Annotated in this window: 8 protein-coding genes and 1 pseudogene; 5 read left to right on the top strand and 4 right to left on the bottom strand. The window is 77.3% G+C overall.

Annotated elements, in window-relative coordinates:
• Positions 1–80: 80 nt before the first annotated feature.
• Both EJA20_RS11115 and EJA20_RS11120 read left to right on the top strand, forming a co-directional pair.
• The gene (locus EJA20_RS11115) at positions 81–2,141 is read left to right on the top strand and encodes an ATP-binding protein (RefSeq protein WP_164983945.1); all 2,061 of its coding nucleotides are present in this window, start codon (positions 81–83) and stop codon (positions 2,139–2,141) included.
• 160 nt (positions 2,142–2,301) lie between these two features.
• Positions 2,302–2,985, top strand: a complete 684-nt coding sequence (locus tag EJA20_RS11120) for a hemerythrin domain-containing protein (protein ID WP_129338224.1) — start codon at positions 2,302–2,304, stop codon at positions 2,983–2,985.
• 100 nt (positions 2,986–3,085) lie between these two features.
• On the opposite strand, the pseudogene EJA20_RS19495 reads toward EJA20_RS11120, so the two are convergent.
• Both EJA20_RS19495 and EJA20_RS11130 read right to left on the bottom strand, forming a co-directional pair.
• Positions 3,086–4,150: pseudogene (locus EJA20_RS19495) on the bottom strand (acyltransferase family protein); the annotation flags it as partial.
• 51 nt (positions 4,151–4,201) lie between these two features.
• Positions 4,202–6,001 carry a carboxypeptidase-like regulatory domain-containing protein gene (locus EJA20_RS11130; RefSeq protein ID WP_164983947.1) on the bottom strand — a complete coding sequence of 600 codons (1,800 nt, stop codon included), beginning with the start codon at positions 5,999–6,001 and terminating at the stop codon, positions 4,202–4,204.
• Between the two features lie 392 nt (positions 6,002–6,393).
• On the opposite strand from EJA20_RS11130, the gene EJA20_RS11135 reads away from it, so the two are divergent.
• Complete coding sequence (locus EJA20_RS11135; protein WP_129338227.1) at positions 6,394–8,529, top strand: RecQ family ATP-dependent DNA helicase; 2,136 nt, start codon at positions 6,394–6,396, stop codon at positions 8,527–8,529.
• A 57-nt stretch (positions 8,530–8,586) separates the two neighbouring features.
• Here EJA20_RS11135 and EJA20_RS11140 read toward each other — a convergent pair whose 3' ends face one another.
• Complete coding sequence (locus tag EJA20_RS11140; RefSeq protein WP_129338228.1) at positions 8,587–10,092, bottom strand: MFS transporter; 1,506 nt, start codon at positions 10,090–10,092, stop codon at positions 8,587–8,589.
• A 169-nt stretch (positions 10,093–10,261) separates the two neighbouring features.
• On the opposite strand from EJA20_RS11140, the gene EJA20_RS11145 reads away from it, so the two are divergent.
• Positions 10,262–10,648: a DUF1304 family protein gene (locus EJA20_RS11145; protein ID WP_205687465.1), complete on the top strand. Its 387-nt coding sequence runs from the start codon at positions 10,262–10,264 to the stop codon at positions 10,646–10,648.
• Here the strand turns inward: EJA20_RS11145 and EJA20_RS11150 are convergent.
• Positions 10,645–11,259, bottom strand: coding sequence for a TetR/AcrR family transcriptional regulator (locus tag EJA20_RS11150; RefSeq protein WP_205687466.1), 615 nt, complete (start codon positions 11,257–11,259; stop codon positions 10,645–10,647). The two genes, EJA20_RS11145 and EJA20_RS11150, sit on opposite strands and share 4 nt — an antisense overlap.
• 290 nt (positions 11,260–11,549) lie before the next feature.
• On the opposite strand from EJA20_RS11150, the gene EJA20_RS11155 reads away from it, so the two are divergent.
• Positions 11,550–11,978 carry a VOC family protein gene (locus tag EJA20_RS11155; protein WP_129338229.1) on the top strand — a complete coding sequence of 143 codons (429 nt, stop codon included), beginning with the start codon at positions 11,550–11,552 and terminating at the stop codon, positions 11,976–11,978.
• Positions 11,979–12,252 lie beyond the last annotated feature (274 nt).

Below are 12,252 nucleotides of genomic sequence, written 5' to 3' on the forward strand. Positions count from 1 at the left end.
ACGAACCGCACGCGCACCGCGGGGTAGAGGTGCTGGGCGTAGTGGCCGATGGCGTGCATGTCCCCGCCCCGGAGCCCGCCGTGCGCGGCCTGCCGGCACCTGTCTCCTCCCTCGTCGGCCGCGAGGGCGACGTGGTCGCGGTCGCCTCGCTGCTCGAGCGCACGACCGCGCGCCTCGTCACGCTCACGGGCACCGGGGGCGTCGGGAAGACCGTGCTCGCCCACGCCGTCGCCCGGGCCGCCGTCCGCCGCTACCGGGACGGGGTCGTCGTCGTGCCGCTCGCCGGTGTGGACGACGCCGCCCTCGTGCTCCCCGCGCTCGGCCGCGCCCTCGGGCTCGCCGCCGCCGAGGCGCAGACCGCCGACGAGGCCGTGCTCGCCGCCCTGCGCCCGCAGCGCGCCCTCGTCGTGCTGGACAACCTCGAGCACCTGGCCCAGGCGCCCGACCACGTGGCCCGCGTCCTCGCCGAGTGCCCGGACGTCGTCGTGCTGGCCACCAGCCGGGCCGCCCTGCGGCTGCGCGGGGAGTCGGAGTACGCGGTGCAGCCCCTCGCCCTGCCCATCGGCCCCGAGCCGGGCCTGGAGGCGGTGGCGGCGTCACCGGCGGGCGCCCTCCTGCTCGAGCGCGCGCGGGCCGTGCAGGCCGGCTTCGGCACGCGCCCCTCGGACGCCCCCGCCCTCGCCGCCCTGTGCCGCCGCCTCGCGGGCATCCCCCTCGCGCTGGAGCTCGCGGCCGCCCGCGCCCGCGTCCTCGACGCCCCCACGCTCCTGGCCCGCCTCGAGGACGCGACGAACCGCGCCGGGGCGAGCGACCTGCCCGAGCGCCAGCGCACCCTGCGCTCCACTCTCGACTGGAGCTACCGGCTCCTCACCGGCGACGAGCAGACCCTGCTGCGCCGCATGTCCGTCCTCGTCGGCGGCGGCGACCTCGCCGCGGTCGAGGCCCTCGGCGACGACCTCGACGACGCGCTCGGCTCGCTGGAGCGGCTCGTCGAGCACTCCCTCGTCGTCGTCCTCGACGACGGGTCCGGCGCGCGGTACTCCATGCTCGAGCCCGTGCAGCAGCACGCCCGGGGGCTGCTCGCCCCCGCCGAGCTCGCCGCCGTGCGCGGGACGCACGCACGGCACTTCCGCGCCCTCGCCCTGGAGGCCGCGCCGCACTACGAGCTGCCCGACCAGGTGCTCTGGCTCGACCGGTCCGAGCGCGACGACGGCAACCTGGCCGCGGCGCTCGAGTGGTACCTCGAGGCCCGGGACGGCGGGGCCGCCGGCACGATCGTGTGGGCGCTGTGGCTGTTCTGGTGGCTGCGGGGGCACCTGCGGCGCGGCCGGCGGCTCGCCGAGGCGGCCCTCACCCTGCCCCTGCCGGACGCGGTGCGGGTGCGCGTCACCCTCACCGTCGGCGTCCTCACCTTCGCGCAGGGCGACCTGGCGGCGAGCGCCCCCCGCTGGCAGGAGGCCGAGGCCCTGGCGCGCACCGGGGAGGACCCCGAGGGCGTGCTCTACGGGCTCACCGGCCACGGCCTGGTGCTGCTCGCGCAGTCCGACCTGGCGCGCGCGGGCGAGCGGTTCGACGCCGCCCTCGCGCACGCCGCCGCCACGGGCCAGGACGACGCATGGGTCGTGCCGCTCGTGCAGGTCTGGCTCGGCACCGTGCGGCTGCTCGCGGGCGACCCCGACGGCGCCGTCCGCCACGTGGAGCCGGGGCTGCGCGCCGCCCGCGCGCGCGGGGACCGCCTCGCCACGTACACCGCCCTGTACAACCTCGTGCAGGCCGCGCTGGCGCAGGGCCGGCGGCAGGACGCGCGGGGCCACCTCGTCGAGGGCATCCGGCTGTCCGAGGAGACGGGCGACCCGGCCAACACCGCGTACTTCCTCGAGAGCCTGGCCGTGGTCGAGGGGGCGGACGGCCGGTACGAGCGCGTCGCGGACCTGCTCGGGGCGGCGGCGGCGCTGCGGGGCCGGGCCGCGACCACCGTGTACGGCTTCTACCTGCCCGACCCCGCGCTGCGGGTGGGGGCGGAGGACGCGGCCCGGGAGGCGCTGGGGCCGGCGGCCTTCGCGTCCCGGGTGCGCGCGGCGAGCGCCCTGGACGCGGCGGCCGCCGTCGCGCTGGCGGTCGGGGACGACGCGTCCGCCTGACGTCCGCCGGCGCCCGTGCACCTGCACGGCCCGCACTGTGCAGGTGGTGAGCGGGTGCTGTGCCTGTCGGGGGTGGCGGGCCCGCGGCCAGGGTGGACACCAGGCCCCGCAGCAGCGGGACGCACCACCCGAGCACCACCCCCCGCAGGAGTGACACCCCATGAGCCCCACCGCCACCGCCCCCGAGCGCCTCGGCTGCGACACCTCCGACATGCTCCACATCCACGGCCTGTTCCGCCGGGCGTTCGTCGACGCGCCCGTCCTGGTCCGCGGGGTGGCCGAGGGCGACACGGACCGCCGCGACGTCGTCCTCGAGCACGTGCGCGAGATCGCCGACGGCCTGCACCGCCACCACCACGGCGAGGACCTGCTGCTGTGGGACGCGCTGGAGGAGCGGGCGCCGGCCTGCGCGCTGCACGTCGGCCTCATGCGCAGCCAGCACGCCGCGGTCGGCGAGCTGCTGCACCGGCTGCGCGAGGTCCTGCCCGCCTGGGCCCGCACCGCCTCCGCCGAGGACCGCGAGACGGTGGCGTGCGTCCTCGACGAGATCCGCGCGCTGCTGCTCGTCCACCTCGGTCAGGAGGAGGACCGCATCCTCCCCACCGCGAGCAGCGTGCTGTCGCAGCGCGAGTGGGACCAGCTCGCCGAGCACGGGATGTCGAGCATCCCCAAGCGCCGCCTGCTCGTGCAGCTCGGCTGGATCCTCGACTCCATCCCCGTCACGGAGCGGGCGGGGTGGCTGCGCGCGAACCTGCCGGCGCCGGCACGGGCGCTGTGGTGGGCGGTCGGCCGTCGCCAGTTCGCGGCGCACCGGGCCCGCGTGTACGGCGGCGTGCTCGCCTGAGCACGGCCGTCGTGGCCGCCGCGGCGTCCGTCAGCCCCCGTTCGACGCCGCGCCGCAGGGGCGGGTTCAGCCGCTTCTCCACGCCGTGGTGCACGAGCCACGCGAGGCCGAGGGCGACCGCCGCGGCCGCGGCGAGCGCGACGGGCGGCGGGACGCGCCCCGCTAGCACGTCGATGACCCACCAGCCCCAGAACAGGTGCACGAGGTAGAGCGGGTAGGTGAGCGTGCCCAGGGACGTCAGCGCCGGGGCGTCCCACCGCCGCAGCGGCGTGAGGGTCGCGAGCGCGACGAGCGCGAAGCAGGCGAGCGCGACGAGCGCGAGCACGACCGGGCTCGCGGTGAAGGTCGTCGTCCGGTCGAGCGTGGCGACCTTGCCCAGGGCGACGGTGTGCACGCCCAGGGCCGCGTTCCCGGCGACGAGCAGCCACGGCACGGGTGCGTGGCCGTCGCGCCAGAGGAGGAACAGGGCCATCCCGCCGGCGAAGAACGGCGCGTACGGCGCGACGGTGAGCGTCACCAGCGCCTCCACGCCCGAGTGCTCCGCCGCGAGCGCGGCCAGCGGCCAGAGCGCGACGAACGCCAGCACGCGCCGGCGCGTCAGCCCGAGCGCGACGAGCAGCACGACGAGCAGGTAGAACCGCAGCTCGGCCCACAGGGTCCAGTACACGCCGTCGACGTGGTCCACCCCGACCGCCGCCTGCAGCAGCGTGGCGTTGACGAGCACCTGCCCGAGGGAGACCTCCTTGCCCTCGGGCCACACGACGAGGAGCAGGGTGCCCGTCAGCGCCAGCGCCGCCCAGTAGGCGGGGTAGAGCCGCGCCACCCGGGACGCGACGACGGCCGGCACGCTGCGCCCCCAGGCGGTCCAGAGGACGACGAACCCGCTGATGACGAAGAACAGCTCGGGGGCCAGGGACAGGTACACGGCCGCGCCGCCCAGGGACGGGAACGGCGTGCCCTCCCCCGCCTCCCGGGCGCCCTCCCACGCCGTGCTGTCGCGTGCGGCGAAGTGGTAGAGCAGGACGGCGGCGGCGGCTGCGAAGCGCAGCCCGTCGAGCGTCCGCAGGCGCGGCCCTCGTGCCCCCGGTGCCGAGCCGGTGCCGGGCGCGGGCGCCCGGGTCGGGGCGGGGGCCGGGGGAGCGGTCACCGGCCCGACGATAGGCACGCAGGCGCCACCCGGCCCGCCGAGACGGCCGGGTGGCGTCGCCCCCCGGTCTCACCCTGTCCGGTCGGCACCCCCGGCGGCGCCGCGCAGCCCGCGGCGGGCCACCCCCAGCAGCAGGGCGCCCGCGGCGAGGAGGCCGCCGGCGACCAGCGCGCCGCCGCCGGCCACGGCACCGGTGTCGGGCAGCCGGGTGACGGAAGCACCGGGGCCCGCCGTGCCACGCCGGACCGGGGTCACGGCCGCGGCGGCGGGGGTGCCGGTGGGGGCCGCGGAGGGACCGGCGGGCGGGACGACCGTCACCGGCGTCCACCCCGCGAGCCCCGGAGGGCCGTCGGCGGTGAAGAACAGGACGTGCTCGTCGACCGGCAGGGTGGGGGGGAGCGGGACGGCGGCGGTCCCGGAGCCGTCCGCGAGGACCCACGTCAGGTCGTGCACCTGGCGCTGCTCGTCGGTCCGCGTCGCGGAGTCCTGGAGGCGGTGCCGGACGTGGTACCAGGTCCAGGCCTCCAGGCCCGGGACGGTCACCGTCCCGCCCGCGGGCACGGCGGCGACCTGCGCCGGGCGCCGCGTGCTCTCCCCGGGGTCGAGGCCGGGGAGCTCCGGCGGCACGTCCGCGCGGCCCACGTCCTGCGGCCGCGCACGCAGGACGACGCCGTCCGTCGTCTCCCCCGGCCGGACCTCGACCGGCCGGGCCGTGGCGGCCGACACCCCGCCGGCCCACCACACCCGGCCGGCGCCGTCGCGGAGCTGCACCCGGTACGTGCCCGGGGGCACCGAGGTGCCGGAGGTGCCGGTGCCGAAGCCGACGACCCCCGTGCCGGAGACGCGGTCGGCGTACCGGAGGCGGCCGTCCTCGCCGACGAGCAGCACGTCGCCCGACCGCTCGTCCCCCTCCCCGAGGTCGACCGTCCCCTGCACCTCCCCCGTCCGCACCGCGACGAGGTCGGGCGCGACGAGGTCCGCCGTCCCGACCGCGACGGCCACCGGCTCCCCGGCGAGCGCCCACGTCCCGGGCAGGAGGGTGAGGTCGTAGGTGCCGGGGACGGCGTCCCCGAGCCCGACGGCGTAGGTGCCGTCGGCGCCGGTCGTGGCCGTCGCCACGGGCACCGGCTCGGCGAGGTCGCCGGAGCCCGCCGGCCACACCCACACGTCGGCCCCGGCGGCGGGCGTGCCGTCGCCCGTCACCACGCGGCCCGTCAGGCGGGGAGCGGGCGCGAGCGTCGCCGTCGGGGCCACCGCCGGCGCGCCGCCGCCGGGGACCGTCACGGTGGTCGCCGTGGCGAGGTTCCCGTCGGTGCCGAGGTAGCGGTCCTGCCACCCGCTGCCGGCCGGGGCCTCGACGCGCAGGTGGTACTCGCCCGGCGGGACGAGGTGCGCCGTCCAGCGGCCGGCGGCGTCCGTCGTGGCGCTCCGCGAGGACCCGACGAGCCGGCCCGCCGCCCAGACGGGGACGAGGTGCACGTCGGCGCCCGGGCCCGGTGCGCCGCCGGGACCGACCACGGCGCCCCCCACCTCCGTGCCCGCGAGGGCCGCCGACAGCTCCTCCGCCGTCCCGCCGGATCCGACCGAGATCCGGCACGTGCCCCCGTGGGCGAAGGGGTAGCGGGCGCCCTCGTGCTCCAGGAGGTAGTGCAGGCAGTAGTCGCCGGGCACCTCCGACAGGGACCACCGGCCGTCGGCCCCGGTCACGGTCTCCCCGTGGCGCTCCGGCCCGTCGGTCGTGCTGAGCTGCACGGCGACTCCGGCCAGCGGCGCTCCGGCGGCGTCGAGCACGGTGCCGCCGAACGTGGTGGCGGCTCCCCCGGCCGGGGCGGCGCCCGCGGGCGCGGCCCCGGCGAGGGCGGGGGCCACGAGGGCGGTGACGGCCGCTGCGAGAGCGGCGCCCGCGCGGACGGCCCTGCGGCGCGGCCGCGCGGGACGGGACCGCGGCGAGGGGGACGGGGACGGCGACGGGGACGGGTCGAGGACGACCACGGGGTGCTCCTGCTGAGGGGTCGGGACGAAGGGCGCACGCCCGGCCGCGCCCGGGAGCCGCGGCGCCCGGAACGGCCGTCCGAGCGGCACACAGGACGTTAGGGCTGGTGAGGGCGCCGGGGCGGCGGTTCTGGATCACAGCTGCGTCACGCCCGGTCACGGATCGGCAGCGGCGTCACCCGGTCGGTGGAGCGCACACCGGGCCGGACCGGGAGCGCCCTGGGGACGACCCCGCCGGGCGTGTGGGCGGCGTCCCCCAGACTGGCCCCGTGACGGTGACGACGGACGAGGACCTGCGCACGCAGGCCGACGCGGTGCTGCGGCGGCTCGTGGGCCGCGAGGACGCGCAGCTGCGCACGGACCAGTGGACGGCGATCCGGGCGCTCGTCGCGGACCGGGCCCGCGCGCTCGTCGTGCAGCGCACGGGATGGGGCAAGTCGGCCGTCTACTTCGTCGCCACGGCCCTGCTCCGCGAGCGCGGGGCCGGCCCGACGGTGATCGTCTCCCCCCTGCTGTCGCTCATGCGCAACCAGGTGGACGCGGCCCGGCGCGCCGGCATCCGCGCCGAGACGATGAACTCGGCCAACGTGACGGAGTGGGACGAGGTCCGTCGGCGGGTGCAGGACGGCGAGACGGACGTGCTCCTCGTCAGCCCGGAGCGCCTGAACAACCCCGGCTTCCGCGACGAGGTGCTCCCCCGGCTCGCGGAGAGCGCGGGCCTCGTGGTCGTCGACGAGGCGCACTGCGTCTCCGACTGGGGGCACGACTTCCGCCCGGACTACCGCCGCATCCGCACGCTGCTGGAGGACCTGCCCACCGGCACACCGGTGCTGGCGACGACCGCGACGGCGAACGCGCGGGTGACGGCCGACGTCGCGGAGCAGCTCGAGCACGGCGACGGCCGCGAGGTGCTCGTGCTCCGCGGCCCGCTGGACCGCGAGAGCCTGCACCTGGCGGTGCGGACGCTGCCCGACCACGCGGCGCAGATGGCCTGGCTCGTGGCGAACCTGCCGCTGCTGCCCGGCTCCGGGATCGTCTACTGCCTCACGGTCGCGGCCGCCGAGCAGGTGGCCGCGCACCTGCGCTCGGCCGGCATGGAGGTCCGGTCCTACACGGGGCAGACCGACGCGGCGGAGCGCCTCGCGTGCGAGTCGGACCTCCTGGAGAACCGGGTCAAGGCGCTCGTGGCCACCTCCGCCCTCGGCATGGGCTTCGACAAGCCCGACCTGGGGTTCGTCGTGCACGTGGGGGCGCCGTCCTCCCCCATCGCCTACTACCAGCAGGTCGGCCGTGCGGGCCGCGCCACGGAGCACGCCCGGGTCGTGCTGCTCCCCGGACGGGACGACAGCGCCATCTGGGACTGGTTCGCGTCCATGTCGTTCCCCTCGCCCGAGGCCGTCCGCGGCACCCTCGCCGCGCTGGGCGAGGCGGGCCGTCCGCTGTCGACCGCGGCGCTCGAGACGCACGTGGACCTGCGCCGCGGGCGGCTGGAGCTCATGCTCAAGGTGCTCGACGTGGACGGCGCGGTCCGGCGCGTGCGCGGCGGCTGGGAGGCCACGGGCGAGCCCTGGACGTACGACGAGGAGCGCTACGCCCGCGTCGCCGCCACCCGGCGCGAGGAGCAGGACCTCGTGCGCGAGTACGTGCGCACCGAGGGGTGCCGCATGGCCTTCCTGCGCCGGGTGCTGGACGACCCGCTGCTCGCGGACGACCCGGGCTGGCGGTGCGGGCGGTGCGACCGGTGCGGCGGCGCGCCCGAGGACGTGGCGCCGGCCGAGGGCCTCGTCGACGCCGCCCGCGCGGGGCTCGCGGTCCCGGGCACGGACGTCGGCGCCCGACGGCAGTGGCCCTCCGGCATGTCCGCGCTCGGGGTCGCGCTGTCCGGCAAGGTCGCCGAGGGCGAGCGCGCCGAGGACGGCCGGGCGGTGGCGCGGCTGGACGGCCTGGGGTGGGGCACGCTGCTGCGCGAGCTCTTCGCCGCCGGTGCGCCGGACGGCCCGCTGCCGCCGGCCCTCCGCACGCCCGTGCTCGAGGTGCTCGACGCGTGGGCGCCGGACGTCGCCGGCGTGGTGGCCGTGGCCTCCGCGTCGCGGCCGACGCTCGTGGAGCACCTCGCCGGTGGCGTCGCGCGGCACCTCGGCGTGCCGCTCGTCGGCGCGATCGTGCCCGAGGAGGGGGCACCGCCCGGCCGGCACGACGTGAACTCGGCCCAGCGGCTGGCCGACGTGCACCGCCGGCTCGCCCTCGGGCTGTCGGAGCCGGCGCTCGCCGGCCTGGCCGGGCGCCGCGTGCTCCTCGTCGACGACCGGACCGGCACCGGCTGGACGCTCACCGTCGCCGCCCGGCTCCTGCGCCGGGCCGGCGCGGCGGCGGTCCTGCCGTTCGTCCTCGGCGTCGGGTCCTGACGACGACGGACCGGCCGGCGACCCGGGGGTCGCCGGCCGGTCCGGGGCGGGTGCCGCTCAGCGGGCGGCGGGGTTGGCGCCCTCCGCGCGGACGGCGCCCCGGCGGCGGGTCGTCGAGGTCACGGGCTCGGCGATGTCCTCGAGCGACTGGCGCTCGGCGTTGATCCCGATGAACCAGGCGACGAGCCCGCCGGTGAGCATGAGCGCGGCGCCGAGGAAGTAGCCCATCGCGAGAGGTCCCCGCTCCGACCCGTCCCCGACGAGCGAGGCGTACACCGCCGACGCCACGGCGCCGGACAGCTGCGCGATGCAGAAGAAGAACGCGATCGCCTGGCCGCGCAGCTCGAGCGGGAAGATCTCGCTGACGGTGAGGTACGCGGAGGAGGCACCGGCCGAGGCGAAGAAGAAGCACAGGCACCACAGAGCCGTCTGGGTCGCCGCCGTCAGCGCCCCGGCGCTGAACAGGACTGCCGCGACGGCGAGCACCACCGAGGCCAGACCGTAGGTGAGCAGGATCATCTTCCGACGACCCCACAGGTCGAAGAGGTGACCGAGCAGGAGCGGACCCAGCAGGTTCCCGATCGCGAACGGGATGAAGTAGAGCGGCACACGTCCCTCCTCCACCTCGAAGAACCGCGTGAGGACGAGCGCGTAGGAGAAGAAGATCGCGTTGTACAGGAACGACTGGGTGATCATCATCGTCGCGCCCAGGACGGCCCGGCGCGGGTACTCGCGGAACATGATCCGGGCGACCTGCACGATGGGGATCGACTTCTCGCCGACGACCTCGATCGCCTTGCTCTCGTCGACGGGCGGCAGCTTCCCGCCCTGGTGCTCGACGGTCTCCTCGATGCCCTTCAGCGTGCGCTCGGCCTCGTCGCCGTAGCCGTGGGTGAGCTGCCACCGGGGGCTCTCCGGGATGTGCCGGCGCACGTAGATGATGACGAGCCCGAGCACCGGGCCGAGGAAGAAGCAGATCCGCCAGCCCCAGAAGACCGGGACGAGGTCGGGGTTGAGGAGCACGAGCGCACCCAGGGACCCGATGAGCGCGCCTCCCCAGTAGGTGCCGTTGACGGCGATGTCGACCCGCCCGCGGTAGTGCGCCGGGATGAGCTCGTCGATGGCCGAGTTGATGGCGGTGTACTCCCCGCCGATGCCCATCCCCGCGATGAAGCGGAAGAACAGGAACGAGTACAGGTCCCACGACAGGCCCGCGAGGCCCGACCCGATGAGGTAGATCGCGAGGGTGAGGATGAACAGCCGCCGCCGCCCGAGGCGGTCGGTGAGCCGACCGAAGAAGAGCGCCCCGACCACCTGGCCGACGAGGTAGACGGAGGCGAGCAGACCCACCTGCGCCCCCGTGATCCCGAGGCCGCTCTCCTCCTGCGTGATGATGGAGCCGACGTTGGCCACGAGCTGGACCTCGAGCCCGTCGAGGATCCACGAGACCCCCAGCCCGACGACCACCATCCAGTGGAACCGGGTCCAGGGCAGGCGGTCCAGCCGGGCCGGGATGAGGCTGCGGACCGCGTCCGGCCGTGCCTCGTGCGTCGTCGCACTCATGCGTCCTCCCACGGGCGGGCGTGGGCGGGACGTCCACGCGTACGTGTCGGACCGTAGGAACGTGACCACACCTCCGCAAACGGAAGCGGGCGGGACGTCCGGTCCGGGTGCCCGCGTCGGCGTCGCCGGCCCCCGCGGCCGGCCGGCCGGGCCGTGCCAGACTGCAGCCGTGCTGACCCTCGCCCTCGTCGCCGCGGCCGTCGCCGCCGTCCTCCACGTGGGCATCTTCCTCGTCGAGTCCGTGCTGTTCGACAGCGCGCACCCCCGCTTCGGGGTGGCCGGGGACGACCTGCACGCGGTCCGCCCCTGGGCCTTCAACCAGGGCTTCTACAACCTCTTCCTCGCGGTGGTCGCCGGGGTGGGGGTCGTCGTCGCCCTGCGCGGCGGCGAGACCGCGGGCCTGGCCCTCGTGCTGGCGGCGTGCGGCTCCATGCTCGCCGCGGCGGTGGTCCTGCTCTCCTCCCAGCCGCGGCTCGCGCGCTCGGCGGCGGGCCAGGGGCTCCCGGCGCTCGTCGCGGTCGTGCCCGCGGCGGCGCTGCTCCTCGGCGCCGGCTAGAGGGTCGGCGAGGACGTCGGCGCGGTGACGCGCCCGCGCGGTGCGCCGTGCCGGAGGCCGTCGACGACGAGGTCGAGCAGCCGCCGCACCTGCGCGTCCCACTCGGGGCCGTCGGGGACCATCCAGACCGCGCCGACGGCCCGCAGCACGTCGTCCGCGGCGATGTCCGGCCGCACGGTCCCGTCCGCCTGGCCCGCCCCGACGAGGGTCTCCAGCGCGCCGACGAGCCGCTCCCGCGTCTCCGTGAACAGCGGTGCGTCCGGGCCGACGGCGGCACGCAGCGCCCCGCCCATCCCCCGCTTCGTGGCGGCGTAGCCGACGAAGCGGTCGGTCCACGCGCGCAGCGCGTCCATCCCCGTGGGCGCGCTCGCGACGAGCTCCGGCGCCGCGTCGCACAGCGCCTCCACCTCGTGGCGGTAGGCGGCCTCCAGGAGCAGGGCGCGCTGCGGGAAGTGCCGGTACAGCGTGCCGATCCCGACCCCCGCCTCCTGCGCGATCGCCTCGAGCGCCACCGCCTCGTCCGCCGCGAGCATGCGCGCGGCCACGGCCAGGAGGCGCTCGCGGTTGCGGCGCGCGTCGGCGCGCAACGGGCGGGCGGCGGTGGTGCTCACGAGGTCGTTCCTCCGCGTTCGGGGGTGAGGGGTGCGGCCGGTCGGTGCAGGCGACCGGTGCCGAGTGGTGTGCGGGGTGGTGTGCCGGTGGCGGCGAGGTCGGGTTGCGAAGCGGAGGGACCTCCGTTTAGTCTGGCACCACAACCGGAGGCGCCTCCGCTCAGCGTACGCCTCCGGGGCCGGGGATCGAGCCGGGGTGGCGGCACCGCTCCCTGCCGTCCTCCGCCCGTCCTCCTGCCACCCACCGTCCGTCGGCCCGTGCGGGCCGCTCGTCCCCCTCGGAGGCCACCGTGCCCAGCTCCTTCCAGGGCGTCACCTTCGACGCCTACGACGCCCGTGCCGTCGCCTTCTTCTGGGCGGCCGCCCTCGGCCGCGACGTCGCCCCCGGCGCGACCGTCGAGCACGCCGAGCTCCTCGACGACCCCGACGGCCGCGCGCCCCGCATCGTCGTCGACCGGGTGCCCGAGAGCCGTCCCCTGCGGAACGCGCTGCACCTGGACCTCGTCGCGTACGACCCGGAGCGGGAGGCGGAGCGGCTCGTGCGGCTCGGCGCCCGCCGGGTGGGCGCGGTCCACCGGGTCGGTGCCGGCGAGCGGGCGGGTGCCGGCGAGCGGGCGGTCGGGGCCGGGTCCGTCGCCGTGCGGGTGCGGCCCGTCGCGCAGCGGGTCTCGCTCACCGACCCGGAGGGTAACGCCTTCGACCTCGTCGCGGTCGCCTGAGGGTCGGGGGGCCCACCCGCCGCGCCGGCCGGCGGCCCCGTCCGTACGGTCGCACGGTGACCCCGACGAGCACCCCGGCCGACGACGAGACCCACGGGCGCGACCCCCGTCCCGGCGAGGGCACCAGCCCCTCGGTCCCGGGCCCGGCGTCCGGCCCCGCGTCAGACCTCGCGTCAGACCCCGCGTCAGACCCCGCGTCAGACCCCGCGTCAGACCCCGCGTCAGACCCCGCGTCAGGCCCCGCGTCAGGCCCCGCGTCAGGCCCGGCGTCAGG

It is taken from the genome of Cellulomonas endophytica (assembly GCF_004123805.1).
GTDB classification, from domain to species: domain Bacteria; phylum Actinomycetota; class Actinomycetes; order Actinomycetales; family Cellulomonadaceae; genus Cellulomonas; species Cellulomonas endophytica.